Annotated in this window: 20 protein-coding genes; 2 read left to right on the forward strand and 18 right to left on the reverse strand. The window is 46.4% G+C overall.

The features are described from left to right. Positions 1-360 precede the first annotated feature (360 nt). The 4 genes from AC5JP1_RS08160 to AC5JP1_RS08175 form a co-directional block, all read right to left on the reverse strand. Positions 361-1,377, reverse strand: coding sequence for a cell division protein ZipA (locus AC5JP1_RS08160; RefSeq protein WP_493843753.1), 1,017 nt, complete (start codon positions 1,375-1,377; stop codon positions 361-363). A 213-nt stretch (positions 1,378-1,590) separates the two neighbouring features. After that, complete coding sequence (locus tag AC5JP1_RS08165; RefSeq protein ID WP_493843754.1) at positions 1,591-5,658, reverse strand: AAA family ATPase; 4,068 nt, start codon at positions 5,656-5,658, stop codon at positions 1,591-1,593. Positions 5,659-5,724: 66 nt separating this feature from the next. Then, positions 5,725-6,666, reverse strand: coding sequence for a hypothetical protein (locus AC5JP1_RS08170; protein WP_493843755.1), 942 nt, complete (start codon positions 6,664-6,666; stop codon positions 5,725-5,727). Between the two features lie 50 nt (positions 6,667-6,716). Next, the gene (locus AC5JP1_RS08175) at positions 6,717-7,520 is read right to left on the reverse strand and encodes a sulfite exporter TauE/SafE family protein (protein WP_319051233.1); all 804 of its coding nucleotides are present in this window, start codon (positions 7,518-7,520) and stop codon (positions 6,717-6,719) included. 224 nt (positions 7,521-7,744) lie between these two features. Here AC5JP1_RS08175 and AC5JP1_RS08180 point away from each other — a divergent pair, with 224 nt between their 5' ends. Together AC5JP1_RS08180 and AC5JP1_RS08185 are read left to right on the forward strand one after the other, a co-directional pair. Further along, on the forward strand, positions 7,745-8,707 hold the full coding sequence (locus AC5JP1_RS08180) for a biotin--[acetyl-CoA-carboxylase] ligase (protein WP_493843756.1): 963 nt from the start codon (positions 7,745-7,747) through the stop codon (positions 8,705-8,707). 75 nt (positions 8,708-8,782) lie between these two features. Continuing rightward, positions 8,783-9,511 carry a pantothenate kinase gene (locus AC5JP1_RS08185; RefSeq protein ID WP_493843757.1) on the forward strand — a complete coding sequence of 243 codons (729 nt, stop codon included), beginning with the start codon at positions 8,783-8,785 and terminating at the stop codon, positions 9,509-9,511. Positions 9,512-9,594: 83 nt separating this feature from the next. On the opposite strand, the gene AC5JP1_RS08190 is transcribed toward AC5JP1_RS08185, so the two are convergent. From AC5JP1_RS08190 to AC5JP1_RS08255, 14 genes are all read right to left on the reverse strand, one after another. After that, positions 9,595-10,062 carry an energy transducer TonB gene (locus tag AC5JP1_RS08190; RefSeq protein WP_060490399.1) on the reverse strand — a complete coding sequence of 156 codons (468 nt, stop codon included), beginning with the start codon at positions 10,060-10,062 and terminating at the stop codon, positions 9,595-9,597. Between the two features lie 169 nt (positions 10,063-10,231). Then, entirely contained in the window at positions 10,232-11,419 is a 1,188-nt protein-coding gene (locus AC5JP1_RS08195; RefSeq protein ID WP_493843758.1) for an isovaleryl-CoA dehydrogenase, read from the reverse strand. Between the two features lie 41 nt (positions 11,420-11,460). Then, positions 11,461-12,381, reverse strand: coding sequence for a hydroxymethylglutaryl-CoA lyase (locus AC5JP1_RS08200; RefSeq protein ID WP_493843759.1), 921 nt, complete (start codon positions 12,379-12,381; stop codon positions 11,461-11,463). Between the two features lie 15 nt (positions 12,382-12,396). Then, entirely contained in the window at positions 12,397-14,508 is a 2,112-nt protein-coding gene (locus tag AC5JP1_RS08205; protein WP_493843760.1) for an acetyl/propionyl/methylcrotonyl-CoA carboxylase subunit alpha, read from the reverse strand. A gap of 69 nt (positions 14,509-14,577) precedes the next feature. Beyond that, positions 14,578-15,384: an enoyl-CoA hydratase/isomerase family protein gene (locus tag AC5JP1_RS08210; protein ID WP_493843761.1), complete on the reverse strand. Its 807-nt coding sequence runs from the start codon at positions 15,382-15,384 to the stop codon at positions 14,578-14,580. Between the two features lie 90 nt (positions 15,385-15,474). Continuing rightward, positions 15,475-17,085, reverse strand: coding sequence for a carboxyl transferase domain-containing protein (locus AC5JP1_RS08215; RefSeq protein WP_493843762.1), 1,611 nt, complete (start codon positions 17,083-17,085; stop codon positions 15,475-15,477). 177 nt (positions 17,086-17,262) lie between these two features. Beyond that, entirely contained in the window at positions 17,263-19,041 is a 1,779-nt protein-coding gene (locus AC5JP1_RS08220) for an AMP-binding protein (RefSeq protein WP_493843763.1), read from the reverse strand. Positions 19,042-19,345: 304 nt separating this feature from the next. Next, complete coding sequence (locus tag AC5JP1_RS08225; protein WP_493843764.1) at positions 19,346-20,587, reverse strand: FAD-dependent oxidoreductase; 1,242 nt, start codon at positions 20,585-20,587, stop codon at positions 19,346-19,348. A gap of 100 nt (positions 20,588-20,687) precedes the next feature. Then, positions 20,688-21,284 (reverse strand): DJ-1/PfpI family protein, encoded by a 597-nt coding sequence (locus tag AC5JP1_RS08230; RefSeq protein ID WP_493843765.1) that lies wholly within the window; start codon positions 21,282-21,284, stop codon positions 20,688-20,690. Between the two features lie 94 nt (positions 21,285-21,378). After that, a complete protein-coding gene (locus tag AC5JP1_RS08235; protein ID WP_493843766.1) occupies positions 21,379-22,002 on the reverse strand; it encodes an FMN-binding negative transcriptional regulator in 624 nt (207 codons plus the stop codon). Between the two features lie 231 nt (positions 22,003-22,233). Then, entirely contained in the window at positions 22,234-22,965 is a 732-nt protein-coding gene (locus AC5JP1_RS08240; RefSeq protein ID WP_319051235.1) for an amino acid ABC transporter ATP-binding protein, read from the reverse strand. Positions 22,966-23,115: 150 nt separating this feature from the next. Further along, complete coding sequence (locus AC5JP1_RS08245; RefSeq protein WP_319051088.1) at positions 23,116-23,784, reverse strand: ABC transporter permease subunit; 669 nt, start codon at positions 23,782-23,784, stop codon at positions 23,116-23,118. Then, complete coding sequence (locus tag AC5JP1_RS08250) at positions 23,781-24,527, reverse strand: amino acid ABC transporter permease (protein WP_319051089.1); 747 nt, start codon at positions 24,525-24,527, stop codon at positions 23,781-23,783. Before AC5JP1_RS08250 ends, AC5JP1_RS08245 begins: the two co-directional genes overlap by 4 nt. A gap of 99 nt (positions 24,528-24,626) precedes the next feature. Beyond that, positions 24,627-25,598, reverse strand: a complete 972-nt coding sequence (locus tag AC5JP1_RS08255; RefSeq protein WP_493843767.1) for a glutamate/aspartate ABC transporter substrate-binding protein — start codon at positions 25,596-25,598, stop codon at positions 24,627-24,629. Between the last annotated feature and the right edge of the window lie 121 nt (positions 25,599-25,719).

Consider the following 25,719-nt stretch of genomic DNA (forward strand, 5'->3'; position numbering starts at 1 on the left):
TCGCAGGAATCTGGTTTTCTACTTGAGCAGATAGGTTTTTAGAATTATTTGATGAGGTGGCGTCAGTCATAGTCGGCGTCTTTTTTGTCATTCAAGATGTCGATATGATAACAAGTTTGCAGGATGCTCGGTATAGTCAATCCGATATAAATCAGATACTGTGTTAGGCTCACTCAGTCTACTATGTGTAGTGCTTTCATCCGCCTTCCTTGTATCTAAATTATCATTAACCAACTCTACTATTTTGCAGCAACTAGAGTACATTAAAAAAGACAAATAACGTTAATCGCTATTTGCCTTCTTTATGATTGCTTATGCTAGTCAACTTTTAACTATCGTAGCTTTTAAGCCTTTAAGTTTTTAGCCTTCATAATCACGAACTTGGTTACGCAGCTGCTGCTTATATTCAGGGGTGATTGGTTCGTTCTCTTCATCCAGCATAATGGCGTCTAAATCGCTTGCCATCATATAAGCAATACTCATCATACTATCAAAGCTACGCACGGCTTGTGGATGCGGCAATGATAAGAATACGACTACGCCGTTGTAAGTGTTGGTGGCAACACTATGCGGATCAAATGGCGCGATACCGCTATCGGTGATACCCATCATACTGAACCACAGCATACCAGTGCCGTCTTTTTGCTCGTAGCGATGGAACATATTCATCGCACCATAACGCAAACCATATTTGTCAATCAACGCTAATAGATCGCGACCACGGATAGTTGAGGCTGGACGATCACGATACTGGTGCGGCAGGATAGTGATATTGATGTTGTCTTTGGCATTGATCAACGGGCCGTTTTGCGCATCATCGTCAGCTGCGGATAGATGCTGATCAAGTACTGGGCTATTATTCTCAAAGCTTGGTTCTTCTGCGGTGTCGATTGAGGGCATCAAACTATCTGTTGCTGACATCAGGCTTGAGAATGCATCAGGCTCTTGCTCGACTTGCATTTGGTCAGCAGCAGCTAAGAACTCAGTATCATCGCTACGTTGCTGCTCCTCTTGCCAGCGTGCGTAGTCTGCATCATCTATAACGTCATGCTCGGTATCTGCCACATGGTTGCGCTCAGCCGTCAGCTGTGCATCGACATTGGTATGAGGCTGAGTCAGTGGCTCTTCTTCGACGACAGCATTGAGATAGCTGCGGTCAGGGCCGATACTCGTCTCGCCCGCGACCGTATCATCAAAATCTGGCTGATCGACGATGTTGCGCTCGTGACGCGGTATGATAGGAATACCGTTTTTGTCATAATTAACCGCTGCCGCTTCAGCATTACCGCGGCGCTTAAAACTGCGAATGACCATAAACAGCCCTGCAAGCACGATAAACGCGGCAATGGCAATCAATATAAACTGAATAACGGTCATGATAAATACATCCTAGTATATATAACAAAAGGGAATACACAAACGAGCATAAATGGCAATATTCTAGCATGGCTAATCTATATCGTCACCACATTGTGTACTTTATAACCAGTATGCTTGGCTGAGGTCAAGCTTATTTGCACTTATGCTAATGGATTGATTATATTTGCATTGCTCTGATTCTCATAACCTATTTGCTGTCGGGCTTTTGCATTAGCTCTCTACGTAACGCGCGGCCTCATCGAGCGACACACTGACTAGTGTAGAAATGCCTGCACTGGGCATCGTGATACCTTTTAGCTCATCAGCAATTTGCATGGTCAGTTTATTATGACTGATAAAGATAAACTGCAAGTCATCTGCCAGCTCATGGATGAGACTGGTAAAGCGTGCAACATTGGCATCATCGAGCGGCGCATCGACTTCGTCTAGCACACAGAACGGTGCAGGATGCTGCTTAAATATCGCAAAAATCAAACTCAGCGCAGTAAGGGTCTTTTCACCGCCAGACAGTACCGCTAAGCGACTGTTGCGTTTGCCCTTAGGCTGCGCCATTAGGGTCAACCCTGCCCGCCATTGCTCTGACTTTGGCGTATCCGTGGGCATCTCGTCCGTATTCAATGTTAGGCTAGCCTGTCCACCGCCGAATACTTTGGCAAATAAATTGGACAGCTCGTTATTGACTGCATCAAGTGTCAGCATAAATAGCGTCTTAGTCGTCTCATCGATAGAGGCAATCGCATCAGTCAACGTCTGCATACTAGCCGCAATATCTGTCGTCTGCTGAGCAAGTGGCTCTAGGCGTTCATTGACCTCAGCAAGCTCTGCCACTGCTGCCAAATTGACTGGCCCAATCTTACTTAACTGCTGGGTTAACTTGGCTCGCTCGGACTCTAGCTCAGCGATTTTGTCTAGACGGACGCGGCGATCATGAGCGATGAAATCTGCTAGCAGGTTTGAGACGCTCATGCTTTGCTGCTGTGTGTGCGCAGCTTTTGCTTTGTACTTATCACTCACGCGCGCATAAGCTTCTAGAGCACTTTGCGTATGCGCAATGGCATCGTCTAACCGTGCTGCGCTTAGCGCCAGTTCAGTTGCATGCTGGGCAAGCACACTCTGCTGCGCTTGCAAGGTGTTCTGTAAGGTATCAAATGCCGTCTGCTGTTGAGTATACGTTTGCTTTAGGGCACTTAACACGCTATCGCGCTCGCTCAATAATACTTGCTGTGCATCGCGAGCTGTCTGGGCGCCCTGCAATGCGGCTTGTAGCTCTGGCAGTTTGGCCTGCTGCTGCTCATAACGCGTCTGTAATGTTTGCTCGTTCTCTAACGATTTGTCATATTGCTCAGTCGCACGAGCCAGACTGTTGATATTATTTTCTAGACGTATCTCATGCTGCTGAATACGTAGCTGCAAGCCTTGCCATGCGTCATCATCGGCTTGACGGGTACGATTTAGCGCACTGCGCTCCGCTTGTAATTGCTGAGTGCGGGTGCGTGCTTCTGCAATTTGCGGTGTGAGCGCAGCGATCTCGCTGTCGATATGCCGCTGCTCATGCGTAAGCGTCTGTTGTTCTTGTATCAGTTCTTGCTCTTCTTGCTCAAGCGTCACTTTTTCAGCGTTTAAACGTTGGCTATCCGCTTGCAAGCGCTCAGCGTTGGCGCGTTCGGTCGTCAGTTGCTGCTGGTAATTGTGCTTATCACGGGTGAGTTGCTCCGCTTGCGCACGCGCTTCTTCTAGACTGACCATCAACGCATCATAGTCGCGCTGGTTTTTGGCGATGGCTTGCTGTTGATCTTCGATGCTCGTTTCGAGCTCATCAAGCAAGTCTTCTAATACTTGTAAACGATTACGCTGCGCCAAACGCTGGGTGAGGAACTGGCTACCGCCTTCGTTCTGTCTGTCTTGCGCCCCAGCAAACTTACTCAGATTAGTTGTTCCATGACGACTGATCATCCAACCATCGGTAGTAAGCAGTATCGCTGACGGCGGCAATGCCTTTAAGACATCGGCAAGTACGTCGATGCTTTGCTGCTGAATATTTCGATGCTGATTGGTTGTAAATTGCTCGGTATATAAATAACACTGCTGCCATAGCGCAAGCGTAGGCTCAGCAATCAACTGCGATAGTGGAAACACTTTATCAATCAAGCCATCTGGTAAATCACTGATAAAAGCATTGTCTTTGACTTCGTTCTGCCCAGTAGGCAGCCATAAGCTATGACCTGTTTCGGCTGTTGCTTTATCTTTGGTATTGGCTGACGTGTTTTGTACGGTTTGATACGTCAGTAAATCATTGACGTTCGGCGCAAGTGCTTGCCACAAGCTATCAGCTTTTTGAGAAATGCCGTTAGCGTTATGAACGTTTGCTTGCTTGATTTGATTGGCTTGTTGGTTAGCAACCAGCACATGGCTGTCTAGCCATAATCCCAAGATGCTATCGAGTAGCTGTGCGTGCGCCTGCCCTTTTGTACTCAGCTCAATTTGCTCACGCAGCGTTGCGATAGCTAACGGATGATGTATACCATCGTTATCTGTATTATCTGTCGCGGTAGATTGAGTCTTTGATGGTTGCTGCTCAGGCTGTTGTGTAGATTTTGGGTGCAATATCTGATGCAAGGTGTCGTATTCGCCTGCCAGCAGCGCATGGCGTTTTTCATCATCGCTCAGCTCGCGTTGCTGCGTGTTCAGTCGTTGCTGCAAGTGATGTGCTTGCGGCTGCATGTCAGATAGACGCTCGTCCACACCGTCCTTTTGACGTTCAATCTGCTGTAGCTGTTTGCTCAGCTCATTGATTTGCTTTTCTAGCACCTGACTTAGGTCTTGCTTATCATCTGCCTGACTTGTATTAGCATTGACACTAGCAGCATTAGCATTAGCATTAGCATTAGCATTAGAATTAGCATTAGAATTAGCATTAGCATTAGAATTAGCATTAGAATTAGCATTAGAATTAGCATTGTCAGATGGTGATAGTGATTGCTGTAGCTGCTGCCAGAGATTTTGCCAATTTTGCTCGCGGCGCTGCCATTTGTCATGATTTTGATGATGACGTTTTTGTGCTTGGGTATTGATCGCTTGCTGCTGCTCAAGTGTGCGTGCTTTATCCTGTAAGCGTGACAGCTGGTTTTGCGCGTCATGCCATGCGCGCTGCAACGGCTGCTCATTACGCTTGTCATTATCGCGCTTACTGGTTAGCTCAGCGAGCTGCGGACGTAATGATTCCAGCGCTTGCTGCTGCTCAGATTGTTCGGCGTTGAGTCGTTCGATATCAGTAAGGGCTTGTTCACGCTGCTGCGCTAATTGAGACCGTTGTTGCTCTATCGCCATCAACTGTGAGGTGGCATCACCCAACTGGTGCTCAGCGTTTTGGTAGCTGAGCTGCTGCTCGTAATGCGCGCTTTGGGCATCGTCCTTGAGCCACTGCTCTTGATTGATACGTGCAGTGAGCTTGTCTTGCTGAGCTTTGAGCGTGTCATAATCAGCTTGCAGCGTTGATACTTCTGCGGTACTTCGCTGATGCGCTATTTTTTGCTGCTGCTGATTGTGCTTGGCTTGATAGAGCTGCTGGATGGCAAGCTGCTGCTCTATATCAGCGAGTGTTAGCGCAATTTCTTCGTAACGCTGTGCGCTCGCTGCCTGTTTAGACAGTGTCTTTTGTTGGCGCAGTAGTTCGCTTTGCACATCATGCAAACGCGCTAGATTGTCTCTTGTTTTCTCAAGCTTCTTTTGCGTCTCTTCGCGGCGCGCCTGATAGCGCGAAACCCCAGCCGCCTCTTCAATAAACTCACGCAGCTGCACAGGGCTAGATTCAACAATACGCCCAATCATGCCTTGCTCAATCACCGCATAACTGCGCGCACCCAGCCCAGTCCCCAAAAACACATCGACGACATCGCGGCGGCGACATCGCGTGCCATTGATGAAGTAATCCGAGCGACCTTCTTTATTTACCTGACGACGAACCGACAGCTCTTGGTACAAGTTAAACTCATGGCGAATGCCCGTCTGCTCATCCTGAGTATGCTCAAAGGTTAGCTCAACACTGGCGACGCTCTTGGCCGTTTTGTCCTGCGTACCGGCAAAGATAACATCACTCATCGCCCCGCCGCGCAGCTGCTTGGCAGAGGTTTCGCCCAGCACCCAGCGAATGGCATCTATCACATTGGATTTGCCGCAGCCATTTGGTCCGACAATGGCAGTGATACCATGACGAAAAGTAAAGGTCGTTGGGTTGGCAAAAGATTTGAAGCCTGCCAGTTTTAGGGATTTTAAACGCATGAATAGTCAGTTGATATGGCGGAAACAGGCGGCTATTCTACCTGAAATTGTCGTGAGTTTTTAGGGTTAAACCGCTAAGTGCATAAACGATTTTGATTGCAGGCTTTGGCGAAACCCTTGTAGTAGTTTTTGCTCTACTTGGCAGACATTGTTTTCTGCTAGATAACAATCATTGAACGCAATCAATGATGACCACGTGAGACTGGCTACTTGCAGATGATCGACGATATCTAACAGCTCTTGTCTTAATAAGTGCTGATACTTCTTAGGTCTTTTATGACACAGTGCCAGTTCTCGGTCGACGAGGCGCTGCTTGTTATACTCTAGCGCATCACCGCCAATAAATAACAGCAAAAACTTTGCCCCTTTCTCGATAAAGCCGTTCTCGAGTAAATGCTCATACATCACGCAGTACTTTAGAATTTGATCTGGGTTTTTTCGACCGTTAAATTTTAGTTCATTGGCGATCAGTATATTTGACTGATGGTTGTAGGCCAAATTGTCCATGTACATTGCTTTTAGCGCTGTACTGGCCTCAAACAAGCCGCTATTGCCGTGCGTCGACCACGTACCACCTGTCGAAAAAGTCACAAATTGCTGATAAAATAAATCTAAATAGACATCACTACATAAGCTCAAAAATATATCGAACTCTTTATTAAGATACTCTTCAGAAAAAAACATGACGCGGCGAGTGGCTTCTCTCGGATGACAGATACCGACCCTTTGTGTTGAATAGGTCTCTAACTGCTCAGACTCATGCATTTTTGTATTGAGCTTTTTGATGATAGCGTGTTCAATTTCTTCTACGTCTTTACCTGCCAGCTCTGGATCGGTCGCCCATTCGATGATTTGGCGTACGTATTGCTTTTTGGTAATACCAAGAATTTGCTTTGGCTCCCACGCCAAAAACTCTACCATGTTCGTAAGACCAGTCGTCCATGATATCTGGTCTTTCAAATGATGTATTGAACCAAAAACACGGCGATATTTTTCTGCTGCTTTCATACTAAGAATGTCTCATGGTTTACATTTTTTACGATAAAAATTTGAGATGGCTACAATATGCCCAGCCCACTCAATAACAACTGTCCTCCTGCAAATATCAGTAGCACGCCAAACGCGCGCTTGAGCATCAAAGCAGGCAATACGTGGGCAAGCTTGGCGCCCACCTTTGCCATCGCAAAACTGACCACTGAAATGCACAAAAACCCTGTGACATGCACAAACCCAATAGTGCCCTCAGGAAGGTTGACCACGTCTTGACCGAACCAAGCAAAGCCAGCAGCGCCAGCTAATGCAATAGGCAGACCGCACGCCGCCGAGGTGCCGACTGACTGCTTCATCGGTAGCCCCGCCCAGTTCAGAAACGGTACCGTCAAGCTGCCACCGCCAATCCCAAAGATGGATGACGCCATACCAATACCCGTACCGGCACCGAACTGCACACCAGCAGGGGGCAACGGTTTGCCCAATTGCTCTTTATTAGAAAAGAACAGCATCTTTAGGGCAACCAATAGCGCACCAAAACCAATGATAGCTTGTAGAGCCTGTCCATCGATCATATCTGCGATACCAGCGCCAACCAGACTACCGATGACTAGACCAAGCGCCATCTTGCGCCATACTTCCCAGCGCACACCGCCGCGCTTATTATGAGCCGTCAGTGAGCTGATCGAGGTCACCACAATAGTCGCAAGAGACGTACCAATGGCCAAGTGGGTGATCACTTCTGGCGAAAAGTCGTAAGCGGTAAATATCCAGACCAGTGCAGGCACGATAATCATGCCACCGCCCACGCCAAACAAACCTGCGCTGACACCAGCAAACGCCCCTGCAATCACAAACCAAACATATAACATCATAGAAAAAACCTTTTATAATACTGACTTAGGGCATACTTGTCATTCGACTCATAGCTATCCAAATGAGCGAGTGGTGAGAACATGCCCCAGTATTAATTTTATTTTGTACTCACATTTTTGATATGCTCAATTTTGTTTGCCAAACCTCAACCTGACCTTTATGCTGTCATTGACAATCGCCCAGTATATCAAAGTTTCCTTCAACCACATCGACTAAACTTATGCCACCACTCTCGAGTTTTTCCGCCTATTTATCTGAGCTCAACCACCGCCACGTCGTCAGTAGTGCCTCGACCAATAGCGAGCTGATAGAGGCGCTACAGGATGGTACGCTAGATGCTGCTACCGTATACGTTTTGACCGCGGAGACTCAAAGCGCTGGACGTGGACAGCACGGGCGCTCATGGCAGTCACCGCGTGGCAATGTCTATCTGTCACTGTACCATCCTGTGCATACGCCAATCAGTGGGTTGTTGTCTTTGATTATTGGCCTTGAGCTGGCAAAGATGCCTGTCATCCAAATATTGAATGAGCAACTGCAAGCACAAGGATTGGCACCAATTGGAGTAAAGTGGGCAAATGATTTGGGCTTTTATCCCCCTCAAGAAGCCCATCATGCATCATCGGATAATACCGTCGCACAGCAACAGCAACAGCAACAGCAACAGCACACACTACCTTTTCAAAAACTCGCTGGCATCCTAATAGAACCCGTAACCAAATCTGGCAAATTGGTCGGTGTGGTGCTGGGCATTGGTTTAAATGTAAAAGCGGCGCCAACGCTCACCGCGCAAACCTCTGAGGGGATGAGTTATCAGGCGATAAGCTTGCAAGATATCCATGCGATGCTACAGCCAGCAGCACAAGCCACCAGCCTGCCAGACTTACAGACGTTGTATCAGCAGATGAGCAAAGCATTGATGGCGGCGATGACACGCTTTGAGCATTTGGATATAGAAAAGCCAACAGGTCATACCTATTATTTAGATGGGTTCTTGCAGCAGTTTGCAGCAATGGACGCACTGGCAGGACTACGTCTACGCGTCACCCAAGACTATAATAATGAAAAACAAGTCGTCACAGGAGTGGCGTGCGGTGTCGATACGCATGGGTGTTTGCAATTGCAGCAAGATAACGGTAAGATTTCTACGCTTTTTACTGGACGCATAGACGTTATTTATTAGGCTTAGATGACTATATTGATGAACCTCATCATTAACGAGCACCATCACTAACGAGCACTTTGTAAAGGGACTTTTATGCTCTGGCTTGATCTTGGAAATACCCGTCTAAAATACTGGCTTACCGATGATATCGGGCAAATAGTCGCACATGATGCCAAGCAGCATCTGCAAGCACCTGCTGAGTTGCTCATGGGTCTAACCGATCGCTTCGAGCGGTATGCACCTGATTTTATTGGTATCTCATCTGTACTGGGCGACGATCTCAATGCCAAGGTCTCAGAGACACTTAGCCGTCTGAATATTCCGTTTGAGTTTGTCCATGTCGATGCTGCACATGCCCTTATGAAAAGTGATTATAACGATCAGCAGCTCGGCTGTGATCGCTGGCTACAGATGCTTGGGGCAGTTGACAAGAAAAAACGCCAATGCGTGATCGGTTGCGGTACCGCGGTGACTATTGATTTGATTGATCATGCTGAGCATTTGGGCGGTTACATCTTCCCTAGTATTTACTTGCAGCGTGAATCACTGTTTTCTGGTACCAAACAAATCACGATCTCTAACGGTACTTTTGATAGTGTTAGCCAAGGCGTGACTACCCAAGATGCGGTTCATCGCGGGATACTATTGTCCATTGTTGGCGCCATTAATGAGATTAGCCGTCGTCATCCCAACTTTGAGGTTATTATGACAGGCGGAGATGCAGCGACTATTGCTCAGCATGTCAATCGCCCCGTACGCTTGCGCGATGATTTATTATTAAATGGTCTGGCACGTTATTTTGATCATACCAAACAGTCGTAATACTCAATAAATGCTTTTACCTTGAAAATAAAAAAAGCAGTACGTGTGAGGCGTACTGCTTTTTTATTATTGTTTAAGCTTTATTAATACTCAAAGACTATTGGGATGGTGACATTACCTACTACTGTCTTACTATCTTTTCTAAATGGTTTAAAAAGAGAACGACGTAGTTCTTTTTCAAATCCACTATCAATTCTATCAGAGCCGCTACTCTTTAATACGGTAATATTGGCGACTTTGCCTTCTTGATTTACCCTTAATAAGAATTCCATTTGAACACGCTTCTTTTTGCAAGGTTCTTCCGGATCGCAATAACCCCCTAAAGCACGAATGTGGCGATTGTTAAAACTTGGCTGACGTAACCACTTCGCATCAGAAGTCGCAAACTGGATGACAGGTTGCGCTGGTGATAAGTCTGCTATTTCAGCATTTGCAATGTGTGCCGAAAATATACTCAGTACTAGCATCGCCTTTGTCAGCGCAGAAATGATAGTTAATCGAAGGCGTATTTTTAAGTGTCTTTTAAGCGCGGTAGTAGTAGTCGGCATCATAAGCAGTATCTGATAAATATGGTGGATAAAAAAGGCTAAGGGTCAGCTTTATTAATCGATTATTGTTAATCAAAAAATAAAACCACATCTTAGCACAATTGTTTATTTTTTTCTACCCGTTACCTCGCACAGCCCAAAGCCATGTTGATCAATCTAGCCTGTGTTAACGTTATTTAGTCTCATTAAACAGCTCACGACCGATAAGCATACGACGAATCTCACTAGTGCCCGCGCCAATCTCATAGAGCTTGGCGTCGCGCCAGTAGCGACCTAGTGGATACTCATTGGTGTAGCCGTTGCCGCCAAATATCTGAATACCCTCGCCTGCCATCCAAGTGGCTTTTTCGGCACACCATAGAATCACACTGGCGCAATCTTTACGCACTTCTCGGCTATGACCGGCACCGCGCGCGTCCAACATATCCAAATTCTTGCCGACGGTATATAAGAAGCTACGACCAGCTTGTAGTATCGTATACATGTCTGCGACTTTGCCCTGAATCAGCTGGAACTCACCAATCGCTTGACCAAACTGCTTACGATCATGGATATAAGGTACAACATTGTCCATTACTGCTTGCATGATACCGATAGGACCGGCGGCCAATACAGCACGCTCATAATCGAGCCCACTCATCAGTACCTTCACGCCCTCATTGAGACCGCCTAAGATATTCTCGCTTGGTACGGTTACGTTATTAAAGGTCATCTCGCCCGTATGACTACCACGCATGCCGAGCTTGTCTAGCTTTTGCGCGGTGCCGAAGCCTTCCATGCCTTTTTCAACGATGAATGCCGTCATGCCTTTCGCGCCCATTTCAGGGTTGGTCTTGGCATAGACTACCATCACATCCGCATCAGGGCCGTTGGTGATCCACATTTTACTGCCATTTAATACATAGTTACCGTCTTTTTCTTCAGCTTTGAGCTTCATGCTAACGACGTCTGAGCCAGCGCCTGTCTCACTCATTGCTAAGGCACCGATGAACTCACCGCTGATGAGCTTTGGTAAATATTTTTGCTTTTGCGCCTCAGAGCCGTTACGTTTGATTTGGTTAATACATAGATTAGAGTGTGCACCATAGCTCAGCGCTACCGATGCCGACGCGCGGCTAATCTCTTCCATTGCGACCATGTGAGCGACATAACCCATATTGGAACCGCCGTACTCTTCAGGAACGGTAATACCATGTAGACCGAGGTCGCCCATCTTTTGCCACAGATCCATTGGGAATTCATCGCTGCTATCAATCTCGGCAGCTCGTGGGGCGATTTCGTTTGCTGCAAACTGCTGCACGACATCACGTAGAGCATCGATATCTTCGCCAAGCTGAAAATTTAATCCAGGTAAACTCATAACCATTCCTTGTATTTTAATATTTAATTTTTGCGATAATTTTAAGACTGACGTTTATTGATTAGAGCCCGAGCTACGTTTGAGCCATTTGGACGCTTCAAATATGCACTGATCCCTTCACCTGCCACGACCAACTTATCCAAATCAATACCGGTGCTGATACCCATGCCATGCAGCATGTATACTACATCTTCAGTCGCAACATTGCCCGTTGCGCCTTTGGCATACGGGCAACCGCCGAGACCAGCGACGGAGGTATCAAACTCACTAACCCCCATTTGTAGGGCAGCCAAAGTATTGCTGAGTGCTTGACCATAAGTATCATGAAAATGACCAGACAGCATCGTGATATCAGCGTATTCAAGCGCTGCTTGTAGGGCGCGCTGTACTTTGAGCGGTGTGCCAACACCGATGGTATCAGCGATGCCAATCTGCTCAGAGCCAATCTCAACCAATCGTTTGGTCACATAAGCGACTTGGCTGGGGTCAATCTCACCTTCATAAGGACAGCCAACCGTACAAGAGATTACGCCGCGTACTTTGATACCCTGCGCTTTTGCTGCCGCAGCCACTGGTGCAAACCGTTCAATACTCTCATCGATACTACAGTTGATATTTTTTTGGCTAAAGGTTTCACTCGCTGAACCAAAGATAACGATTTCATCAGGGCGATGTACGATGGCATTTTCAAAGCCGCGCATATTGGGTACTAATACTGAGTAGCAAATGTCTGTCTGACGCGTAGGTTCAAGTGCGTCAAGCAGCGCACTATTATCGCGCATCTGTGGCACCCACTTCGGTGAAACAAAACTGGTTGCTTCTAGTTTTTTGACACCCGCTGCAATCAGATCATTAATGAGTGCTTGCTTAATAGCGGTCGGCACCGTCATCGATTCGTTTTGCAGTCCATCACGCGGACTGACATCGACGATAGTGACATGCTCTGGATACGAATGGCTCATACTTATTATCCTTTTCTATTCGCTTTCACTATCGATACGTAATAACTCATCACCATCAGCGACCAAATCACCTGCTGCAAACAATAGCTCTGCCACAGCCCCATCCGTCGGTGCCGTAATCGTATGTTCGATTTTCATAGCTTCGATGACGGCAAGTGGCTCGCCTTTTTTTACAGTATCGCCAACAGCTACTTTGAATGCAACCACTTGCCCTGGCATTGGTGATTTTAAGCTACCAACCGCTGCTGTGTCTTCGCCTACATGTGCCATGATATCAATAAGCGTAATTTCATCACGTCCGCTATCTGTGAACACATAAACTGTCTCATTATTCACCCAGCTTTGGGCACTGATACGGGCACCCTCTAACCATAAGGTATGATTGTGCGCGTCACTGCTATCATAGCTGATCTGATCTTCATAAACCGTTTCGGTCTGAGCAGCTACATTGATATTGCTATCATCCTGCGTATTCGCGATTTCCTTACCAATGACGAGCGTAAAACTACTAAGATTATCGTCGCTCTTTTTGCTGTCAGAGCAACTCGCATTGTGCCAATTGCTGATGCGAGCACTATAGGTTTGCTCATCATAGACCAAGCTAAATGAACGAGTATAGTCGCTATAAGCACGGAAACCCGTTGGCTTGTTGAATGGATCTAAGCCCTGCATAGTCGCTTCGCTCGCAAGCTGCTGCGTAATAGCCGTTACCACAAGCGTCGATAATCCAAGCGGATGCTGATCAAACAGCTTGTCCTGTTCGCGCTCAATCAAGGCTGTATCAAGATTTGCTTTGCTAAATGAATCGGTATTCAAAATATAACGCAAAAATGCCACGTTATTTGGCAGACCTACAATACGCGTCTGCGCCAATGCCCGATCTAGTCTAGCTAACGCTTGCTCGCGCGTAGGCGCATGGACGATCAGCTTGGCAATCATAGAGTCGTAGAAAGGACTGATGACATCACCCTCACGTACACCATCATCGATACGTACGCCAGTACCATCTTTATCAATGACAAAGGTACTGTGCTCAGGCTTTTGATAAGTGAATAACGTCCCTGTCGCTGGCAAGAAATTATTGTCAGGGTTTTCAGCGCAGATACGTGCTTCGATTGCATGACCGTTGATAGCCAGATCATTTTGCGTTTTTGGCAATGGCTGACCTGCAGCAACCAACAGCTGCCACTCAACCAAATCGACACCAGTAATGGCTTCACTAACAGGATGCTCAACTTGCAAGCGCGTGTTCATCTCCATGAAATAAAAATTCATAGAACCTTCACGCTGCTCAACGATAAACTCAACTGTACCTGCACCAACGTAATCAACCGCACGTGCTGCTTCGATTGCCGCTGTGCCCATTGCTTCACGCATGGCAGTATCGACACCTGGTGCTGGGGCTTCTTCTAATACTTTTTGATGACGGCGCTGTACGGAGCAGTCACGCTCAAACAGGTGTACATAATTGCCATGCGTATCACCGAATACTTGGATTTCGATATGACGTGGTTTTAGGGCGTATTTTTCAACCAACACTTGATCATTACCAAAACTGGTAATCGCTTCACGGCGGCATGAATCGAGCAGGTCAATAAAATCGCTGCTTTGCTCAACGATACGCATGCCTTTCCCGCCACCACCAGCACTGGCTTTGATCAAGACAGGATAGCCAATACTATCAGCCTGTTGCTGCAAAAACTGAGCATCTTGGTTGTCACCATGATAGCCCGGTATCAGTGGTACGCCAGCCGACTCCATTAAGCGTTTGGATTCGGACTTACCGCCCATGGCACGGATAGCATCCGCCGATGGACCGATAAACACCAAGCCAGCATCCTGGCAAGCCTGCGCAAAGTCGGCATTCTCACTTAAAAATCCATACCCTGGATGAATCGCTTGGGCGCCCGTTTGCTTAGCGATAGCAATAATGGCATCACCTTTGAGATAACTGTCTTTCGGTGCCGAACCACCTAAATAAATTGCTTCATCACAGACCGCTACATGCTTAACACTGCGGTCCGCATCAGAATAGACAGCAACGGTACTGACGCCAAGACGCTTAGCAGTCGCAGCCACTCGGCAAGCAATTTCACCACGGTTGGCGATTAGAATTTTAGAAAACATAACTATCCCTGTGTCTTGTCGTTGTTATTTGACGTCTTGTCTATTTGCTCATTTATCTATTATTTATCGTTAATCTGCTGTCAGCCAATCAGGTTTACGCTTTTGTAGAAAGGCTTGCACGCCCTCTTTGCCTTGTGTTGATGAACGGATATCAGCGATACCTTTTACGGTATCGGCAATCAGCTCATCAGTGATAGGTGCACCAGCAACATCATGTAATAGTTGTTTGCAGGTTTTGACTGCATCTGGACTGTTCTTAACCACTTTGTTACAGAACTCAGCCACTTCATCGCTCAGCCACTCTTCGCTGACACGCTCATGAATAAAGCCAAGCTGACGTGCCTTTTTAGCATCGAATACTTCAGCACTTAAGAAGTAACGCTGTGAGGCTCTAGCACCTAGCGCTCGAATGACATAAGGGCTGATAGTGGCAGGTGCCAATCCCAAACGCACTTCACTGAGGCAGAAATTAGCAATCTTAACGGCAATGGCTACGTCGCAAACAGCGACCAGACCCATGCCACCTGCGTAGACATCGCCTTGAATAGCTGCGACTGTCGGCTTAGGACATTCATAAATAGTCTTTAGCATTTGCGCCAATTTATCAGCATCCGCTAGATTCTCCTCATAGCTGTAATCCGCCATGGCACGCATCCAATTGAGGTCAGCGCCTGCACAGAATGCCTTACCCGCAGCTGCTAATACAATGACACGCACCTCATCATCAGCGCCAAGGGTGGTGAAAGCATCGGTCAGCTCGGCAATCATCTCATCGTTAAAGGCATTGCGTATCTCAGGACGATTTAACGTCACGGTAGCGACGTGTTGTTTTATATCGACTAATAGACTTTTATAATTATTAATATCGTTTTGCATGGTTCTCTCTTCTTTTGATCACGATCCGCTATCTTTACTAACGAATACCGTTATTGAATGTCATTAAATGGTTAGCACTGACCCTTGATCTTACATTCTAAAGACACCAAATGTCGTCTCTTCAATCGGTGCATTATATGCAGCGCTTAGTCCTAAAGCCAATACATTACGGGTATCGGCAGGATCAATTACGCCGTCATCCCACATGCGTGCGGTAGCATAATACGGATGACCTTGCTCTTCGTACATTTCACGAATCGGTGCTTTAAATGCCGCTTCGTCCTCATCGCTCCACGCTTCACCTTTGCGATCAAAATTATCACGCTTGACCGTTGCCAGTACTGATGCAGCTTGCTCGCCGCCCATGACAGAGATACGGGCATTTGGCCACATCCATAAGAAACGCGGGCTATAAGCGCGGCCACACATACCGTAGTTACCAGCGCCGAACGAGCCACCGACGATAACCGTGAACTTTGGCACTTTTGCATTGGCCACTGCCATTACCATTTTGGCGCCATGACGAGCGATCCCTTCGTTCTCGTATTTACGACCCACCATAAAGCCTGTGATGTTTTGCAGGAACACCAACGGTATTTTGCGTTTACAGCACAGCTCGATAAAGTGCGTGCCTTTCTGCGCGGACTCACTAAATAAGATGCCATTATTCGCAATGATACCTACAGGCATCCCTTCGATATGTGCGAATCCGCACACTAACGTTGTGCCAAAGCGCACTTTGAACTCATCAAAGGCACTGTCGTCAACGATACGGGCGATAATTTCTCTGATATCAAATGGCTTGCGCTTGTCCGTTGGAATGACACCATAGAGTTCTTTGGCATCATAACGCGGCGGACGCGGTGTGATTTGGTTGGGAATATTTTTCGCTGGGCGATTGAGATGGCTAACAATATTACGAGCGATAGATAGTGCATGGGTATCGTTTTGCGCTAGATGATCAACCACGCCTGAGAGCCGCGTATGCACATCGCCGCCGCCCAAGTCTTCTGCTGTAACCTCTTCACCAGTCGCTGCTTTGACTAGTGGCGGACCGCCCAAAAAGATAGTGCCTTGTTCTTTTACAATAATAGACTCATCGCTCATGGCAGGCACATATGCACCGCCAGCCGTACAGCTGCCCATAACCACAGCAATCTGCGGAATGCCTGCCGCACTCAGGTTGGCTTGGTTAAAGAAGATACGCCCGAAGTGCTCCTTATCAGGGAACACATCATCTTGATTGGGTAAGTTAGCACCACCTGAGTCGACTAGATAGACGCATGGCAAATGGTTTTCTTGCGCAATCTCTTGGGCACGTAGATGCTTCTTGACGGTCATTGGGTAGTACGTGCCACCTTTTACCGTGGCATCATTACAGACAATCATGCACTCGACCCCATTGATGCGGCCGATACCAGCAATCACACCCGCCGCTGGAATCTCTTCGCCATACATATCATGCGCAGCCATTGGCGCCACTTCTAAAAACGCTGTACCCACATCCAGCAGACGCTCGACCCGCTCGCGTGGTAACAGTTTGCCACGTGCAAGATGCTTAGCACGTGCGCGCTCCGAGCCACCTTGGGCAACTTTACGCAAGTGTATATACAGGTCATCGACGATCTCTTGCATCGCAGCACTGTTTTGCTGAAAATCGCTTGAGTTCGGACTCAGTTTACTGGTTATAGTAGCGCTCATGATATCCCTTTTTCTTTTATACATAGATACGTAATTACGAGTAGCTTGTTATGCAAGTCATTTTTTAGGTGCGCAGTCATTTGTTTAAATATTACTGGCCGCTGTTTGTAGGCTACTCACATGGTTCATCTTTCATGTTCTAGGGCTGATAAACAAGTTTAGAGCTGATAAATAAGCCTATGACAGCCCTAATTCTTCTTTCATTTGCTCGATGATTTTATACTTTTGGATCTTGCCTGTGATGGTCATCGGATACTCAGTCACAAAGCGATAGTATGCCGGCACTTTATAATGAGCGATATGCTCACTACAGAACTCTCGTACTTCCTCTTCGGTCAAGCAGCCCGGTTCTTTCGGAACAATCCATGCTGCGAGTACTTCGCCATATTTTTCATCTGGTATACCGACGATCTGCACATCGCGAATCTTTGGATGACGGTAGAGGTAGTTTTCGATTTCTACCGGATAGATATTCTCGCCACCACGGATGACCATATCTTTACTACGACCGACGATTTTGACATAGCCGTCTTCATCCATTGTCGCCAGATCACCTGTATGCATCCAACCATCTTGGATGGCTTCACGTGTCTTGAAGCGACTGCCCCAATAGCCTTTCATCACTGAATAGCCACGTGTGAGCAGCTCACCTGTCTCGCCTAACGCTACGATCTCACCCGTTGCGGTATCAACGACTTTTACTTCTAGCGCAGGCTGTACTAGCCCCACGGTCGAGACTTGCTTATCAAGTGGCGTGTGCTCATTGGTCTGACAAGACACAGGACTGGTCTCTGTCATGCCATAGGCAATGGTCACTTCACTCATATGCATATTATCGATGACGCGGCGCATGACCTCAATCGGACAGCTGGACCCTGCCATGATACCTGTGCGTAGCGTCGATAGATCAAAGTTTTCGAACTCAGGATGGTCGAGCTCTGCGATAAACATCGTAGGCACACCATGCAGACCTGTACACTTCTCTTCCTCTACAGCTTGCAATACAGTCAGTGGCTCAAAGCCATCATTTGGATAAACGATACAACCACCATGCGTAAGAATCGCTAGGTTGCCAAGTACCATACCAAAGCAATGATATAGCGGTACGGGGATACACAGTCTGTCTTCTTCAGTGAGGTTCATTGCCTCACCAATGAAATAACCATTGTTTAAGATATTGCGGTGGCTTAAGGTGGCACCCTTTGGAGTCCCTGTCGTGCCACTAGTGAACTGTACATTGATAGCATCGGTGTTTTTGAGCTGAGCTTGGCGCTCTGCGACACGTGGATCATTGGTATTACCCTCGCTCATCCAGCTTGAGAATTTCTGCATAAAGCCAAAGGTCTCATCAGACTCTGGCTCATCAATCCAAATGATACGCTCAATCGTTGGAATCTCAACCAAATCAAGCTGAGTATAGTCTTTATGGTAAATCTCAGGACACAGCTCACGGATTAGGCCAGCATAGTCACTGGTTTTGAAATGGCGCATAAGTACAAGCGCTGAGCAGCCCAATTTATTTAGGGCATATTGCAACTCAAAGGTGCGGTAGGCAGGATTGATATTGACAAGGATGACGCCGACTTTTGCTGTGGCTAACTGCATCAGTAGCCATTCAGCATTGTTATGTGACCAGATACCGATACGATCGCCAATCTCAAGCCCCATCTCAATCATACTGCTGGCCAGCTGATTGACTTGCTGCTGTAGCTCACGATATGTCCAGCGGATGTTTTGATGACGAACAACCAATGCTTCGCGATTAGGATATTTAGAGACAATAGCATCAAAAAAGTCGCCGATTGTCGCTTCAATCAGCGGTACATCAGGACCTTTATCATAGCTTTGAGTGAGCGGTGCATTTGCTGAGCGTGCGCCCATATTGATACTAGGAATGTTGTTCAAAATGGCATCGAAGTCAACGCGAGTCGAATCGAGATCTGGAGTTTGAGTCATAACGAGTCCTTTCGTTTTACTTTTTATGTGCTGATTGATCACTTGTATACAAACCTTCTTCCGTGATGAGGTCGTGCATAGCGTTCAGATACTATAACGCCATAGGCGAAAGCCTGTCAACAATATCAATACAATATGTATCATTTAATTAGTCATAAAAAAATACTTGCTCAGAGATATATAACGAAACGTAGCATAGAATCATGGCAAATTTTTGACATAAAAAAGCCAGCCCTATTAACCGCTATAGGGCTGGCGCAGTCATAAACGCTGTTTTTAAACGTGCTTATTCAAAGCCAGTTTATTATGATGCTTTAGGAGTGGCAGGTGCTTTTATCGTTACCGTTGCACTAACAGCATCATTGTCATCCAGTAAATCCATAACAAGCTCATCATCACTTTCGGTTTTGACTTGCCAATTGCCAGCCGCTTGTGGCACACCCGTCACCATCACAGAGATCGCTTTGTTTTTTAGGCGAATCATAGGTGGCTTATGATCGTAGCCATCATGCTCATGACCTAAGATATCATCAGCGATTGTCGCAGCCTGTGCCCTCAGCGGTGCGACGTAGCGACACGCGACCCCATTGATAGACATGCAGTCACCAATGGCATAGATATTCGCCGCGTTGGTACGCAGCGTCGCCGCATCGACCACAATACCCGTACGACGATCGAACTCGACGCCAGCCGCAGTCGGCAGTTGAGCATCAACGGTCAGACCTGTACTGGCAATCACATGATCGACAATTAGCGGCTCAAGCGACTGAGTATCAGTGTTATCTGCATCTGATGATAATGGTGCATAATCTACTCGCAGCTTATCGTTATCACTGTTATCGCCAACACGAGTAACAGCAGACACTTGATAGCCGCCTAAGAACTGAATACCTTGTGACTCCACTGCCTTAGCAATACGTGCCGTCGCTTTGGCCGGTAGCATCTGTGATAGCGGCGCGTCATTTAGATCAATGAGCGTTATTTTGTGACCTGCTTTGAGCAAGTCTTCTGCGATTTCTGTTCCCACCATACCAGCACCAACGATTGCAACGTGTTGGCTACCGGTTGCCAGTTGCTTTTGTAGCTGACCGAAACGCTCAATATGATTGACATGCCAGACCAAATCTTGTGGCAAGCTCTGAGGGAAGATAGGATGTGCGCCCATTGCTAGCACCATTTTTTCATAACTGATGGTCGTCGGTGCGTCGTCTGAATGTTTAGTCGCGCGCAGTTGTACGGTTTGGCTCACCGGATCAATATCTGTTACCTCTGTATTGGCCAGCAAGGTTACGTCTGCTGTTTGCGCCGCATCTACGCCCGTCGCCCTTACTAAATCTGACGCGCGTTTGTTTTGACTGATTGCCATAGTAAGCATCGGTTTGTGATAACGATCACCACTGTCTGCTGTGATCAAAGTGATTGGAATGGCTTTATCTTTGGCACGAATAGCATCAATCACATGCCAGCCTGCTAATCCTGCACCAATGATGACGACACCTGTTTCCGCTGATGCTGGCGACGTTGTAGATAGGTTTTCTGCGCTCATAATAGCTCCAATATAGATAAGGAATTGTTTTAATTATCGATAATAATGGCGGCTATTGTATCAGTAAACAGACATGCACTCACCTATCTAACCACGTGTATTAGTCAATATCGAACGCCATGCGATGTGCGGTTGTACGCATGGTGTTACTGTCTATTAATTTTTCTATACAGTATAGACTGGCATGGATGCCTGCACTGATCCCCGCTGATGTGACAATACTACAGGTATCATCGCTGGCATCGACATAACGGGTGTTAGCAATCACTTTCACATCCGGATAAGACGCCAAGTTGTCTAAGTCCATCCAGTGCGTGGTTGCCGAGCGACCAGCGAGCAAACCTGCCTTTGCTAGTAACAAGGCACCTGTACACACTGAGAGTGTCAGTACTGCCACGTTTGTTTGGGCAATAATCCAATCAATCACTGCCTTATTATGTATTTCTGTTTGTTCAGCACCATAACCACCAGGAACTACCAACACATCAATAGCTGGATGAGTTGCAAAACTATAATCAGGAATAACCTGTAAACCGTTTCTGGCAGAGATCGGTGCTTGATGCTCAGCAATAGTAATAACCTCAAAGTGCTTATCGCTTGCGCCGTTCTCCGCCAACGAGAACACCTCAAAAGGCCCAGCAAAGTCCAATACTTCTACTTCATTAAACAGTAATATACCAACGGTTCGCTTGACCATTATAGTGCCCCTCAATTAAGTTGATATCGTTAAGCAATATTCAATCCGTTAATATCGTAATCATTATCTTCATCGATTTTTCTAAGTCGGTTTTTTAAAGAATGAGTTTAGCCATGGCATCTGCCTTTGCCGTATTACACTGTTGCAGTCCGGCGAGTACACCTGCTCTATTTTCAGCTGTTTTGTTTTGACTCAGCTTAAACTGTGCTTGAATGTCTGTAATACTGATGCGAATACCCACAATTGCTCGACAAAGTGCCTGAATATAATTTTCTGGCGCATCATCAAGTGACCACGGAATAGACTGATTGGCTTCAAAATCTTGAGTGAGTTCCGATAATATTTCCGTCAATACCATAGGGTCGGTCAACAGACTAACTGAGCCTTTGATATGCACACTACGATAGTTCCAAGTCGGCACTTCTTTGTGAGTTATTGCTTTACTTGGGTACCAATTGGGACTGATGTAATGACCCGCATCCTGAAATATAATCAGCCATGGTGCATCGAGATTATCATAGTCGTTCAAAGCGTTTACTTTGGCGATATGACCGTATAGGCAACCGTACTCACTACCATCATCCTGCCAATACATGGGAATATGACAAGCCTCTAATCCATTTTCTGTTTGTACAACAACAGTCGCTAGAGGCTGCTCTTTGATAAATGCTTTTATCGTATCAAAACGCTCTTCTTTAAATGCTTTAGGAGTAAACATAGCAAGCTCCAAGTCGTTTTTTGAATAACCGTAGAAGAGAGAGTAAACACAAAGCGCCCTATTAAAGAGAGCATTTCGCTGTCCTTAATAGGGCGCTTTGTGTAACCATTAATAGTAAAAAGTATATTTGTGGACGTGTCTTTTTACTAGAAGCGGTACTGTTAATAGCATTACGATTAATAGCATTACGATTGCAAATAGTGCCATCAATAGTCGCAAATCAAAATACGATCAATGATTCAAGATCTTTGATAAGAATTGCTGTGCGCGTTCACTTTTTGCACCTTCAAAGAATTCATCCTTACTACAGTTTTCTACCACATGTCCTTCATCCATAAAGATAATACGGTTGGCAACCTGACTGGCAAAACCCATTTCATGGGTCACGCACATCATAGTCATACCATCACGAGTCAGCTCAACCATCACATCGAGCACTTCTTGAATCATCTCAGGATCAAGCGCGGATGTCGGCTCATCAAAGAGCATCGCCACAGGATCCATAGCCAGTGCACGAGCAATCGCCACACGCTGCTGCTGACCACCAGAGAGCTCGGCTGGATATTTTGCTGCCTGTACCGTCAGACCAACGCGGTCTAGATATGCCATGGCTTTTTGCTTGGCCTCGCTTTCTTTTCGTCCCAATACTTTGATCTGTGCGACGGTCAGATTATCAATAATCGTCAAATGTGGAAACAACTCAAAATGTTGAAACACCATGCCGACACGGCTACGTAACTTGGGTAAATTGGTCTTTGAGTCACCGACAGAGACGCCATTGACCATGATTTCTCCTTTTTGAAAAGGTTCAAGTCCATTGACCGTCTTAATCAAGGTTGATTTACCGCTACCTGATGGGCCACAAACCACGACCACATCCCCTTTATGTACATGCGCGGTACACTCCTTCAGTACCTGAAAGTCTCCATACCATTTACTGACATTGGACATTTGAATGACCATCTCATCACTAGCATGACCACTGTTGGTGACCAGTCCGCCAAAGGCATTTAAGTATGTATCCGCTGTGCTCATCACTGGCTCCTAACCACATTGTTTTTGATAACTGTTATTTAAGACGTCATCATTTAAAAAATCACATCAAGTCCTACATCAGAACCGCAGGCGCTTTTGAATGCGCTGCACCCCAATAGAGGCACTCAAGCTAATCACAAAATAGACAGCACCAGCACCTAAGATATAAGGTGTGAGTAATCCCATAAGCTCACCGCGAACGTATGCAGCACGGAAGAAATCTGTCAAACCAATCGCGAATACCAGTGTGGTATCCTGAAATAAAATAATACACTGCTGCAAAATCAATGGCAGCATCTTGCGAAAGGCTTGCGGCAAGATAACCAGACTCATGGTTTGTCTGTATGTCATGCCCAGTGCTTTGGCAGCGTTGACCTGCCCGCTGCCAATGGATTGAATACCAGCACGTACCACTTCTGAAAAATAAGCGGCCTCAAACATCATAAAGGCAACCACACAAGAGGCAAAAGCAGCATCAAGTTGCAAATACTTGCCTGTTACGCCTAGATAAATCATCGGTACGGCAAAATAAAACCACAGTAGCACCAGTAGCAGCGGTACAGAGCGGAAGTAATTGACGTATAGCTTCGCTGGAATTTCCAGCGCCTTGATGCCTGATAAGCGCATCAATGCCAATACGGTTCCTAGACTGATACCGCCCAAAATAGCCAAAAACAGCACTTTTAAGGTGGTGATCATGCCACCCATCAAACCAGGATAGGCGGTTGCCAATTCGGTCATATTCATTTCTGACCTCCTGCAATGAGTCCGGGTACACGCAATTTACGCTCAATCAGTCCCATAATAGCAATTAAGGACAGATTGAAAACCAAGTAAATAATCGTCGCATAGGTATAAATCTCAATGCTGTTTTGGGTGTACTCGCTGATGGTCTTGGTTTGGCTAATCAGCTCCATTACCCCAACAAGCGAGGCGACAGATGCGTTTTTAAAGCAGTTGGTCAGCTCAGAGCTGAGTGGCGGTAAAATAATACGAAAGGCTTGCGGCAGTAGTACTTCTTTGTAGACTTGCGGAATACTAAACCCTAGTGCATAGGCCGCATTGATCTGCCCATCAGGTAGTGACTCAATACCTGTACGTACCTGCTCGACGATACGAGCAGCGGTAAATAGACCCAGACCGATACTGGCTGATAGCATGGCTGAGGTATTCGGAGACAGCTCCTTGTACCACCATTCTTGTATCGTGGGCGTAAGCCAGCCAGGTGCAATATAGAACCAAAAGAACAACTGGACTAATAGTGGAATATTACGAAAAAACGTCACATATGCCGTACCAATGGTACGAGCAGTCTTATTGGGTAGCGTACGCATGATACCAAAAATGGTACCTACGACCATAGCGATGGTCCAGGCAATACTACCAATCAATAGCAGCCAGCCTAGACCAGTAATCATCCAATGGATATAAAGCTCGTTACCGATACCAGTCTGCTCAAAGAGCACACCCCAGTTCCAGCTATAATTCATGGTTGTCTCTCCGAGCAGCGATTGATAAGCCTAAACGTCACAGACAGCATCACAAGCTATCTGAGCGTATAGGCAAGCTATATTGAGGGACAATGAGCGTTACTGAGCCGTTGCAACTTTTGGCTGAGCGCTGTCATGTGGATTGGCAATCAACGCTTTTAGGTTGTCTGACATCTCAAAGTTTAGATTGACGTTCTTTGGCGGGATTGGGTTCAAGAACCATTTGTCATAAATGCTATTGATTTCGCCTGAGCTAAAGACATTGGTCAATGCTTCATCAACCACTGCTTTGAATTCAGGATCGTCTTTACGCATCATACAACCGTAAATCTCAAACGACTGTGGCTCACCAACGATAACCCACTCATCAGGATTTTTTGCTTTGGCTTGTTCACCAGCGAGCAATACATCGTCCATCATAAAGGCATCAGCGCGGCCGTTTTCTAGCATTAAGAAAGCTTCGCCATGATCTTTTGCTGAGATGATGTTGGTATCCATCTGGTTGTCATCATTGTACTGACGAATATAGCGCTCTGACGTCGTACCTGCCGTGGTCACCAAAGTCTGACCTTTTAGGTCTGCAAAATCTTGAATGCCAGAGTCCTTTTTGGTCAATAAGCGTGTACCAATTTCAAAGAAACCGTTAGAGAATGCCACTTGTTTTTGGCGCTCTTCGTTATTGGTGGTTGAGCCACACTCAAAATCTACCGTACCGTTTTGTACCAGTGGGATACGGGTTTGTGAGGTCACCAGGTTATAACGAATGTTGAGGTCTGGCATGTTTAGCTTTTGCTTGACGGCTTCTACTACCTTCATTTCTAGGTCATGTGCATAACCGATAGGCTGGTTAGGGTCATCAGCAATATAAGAAAAAGGGATAGAGGAGTCACGGTGACCGACAACGATGGTACCCGAGTCTTTGATTTTTTGTAGCGTACCATTCATGGTTTCTGTCGCGGTTGCATCATCTGCTGGCGCTTCAGTGCTCGTGTCACTGCTGTTGCTACAACCCGCTAAGCCAAGTGCCATAAAGGCTACCAAAGTCAACGGTTTAGAAAATGAGTAGGTCATGAAATACATCCTTTTATCACAAGATTAATGAGTGCTTGGACGACATAGGTCTAATTGGACGACCTAACTGCGCCGCATCCGTACGGTTGTTGCTGTTGTTTATCACAATGCAATTTAATGT

The sequence above is a fragment of the Psychrobacter sp. H29 genome (genome assembly GCF_059073055.1).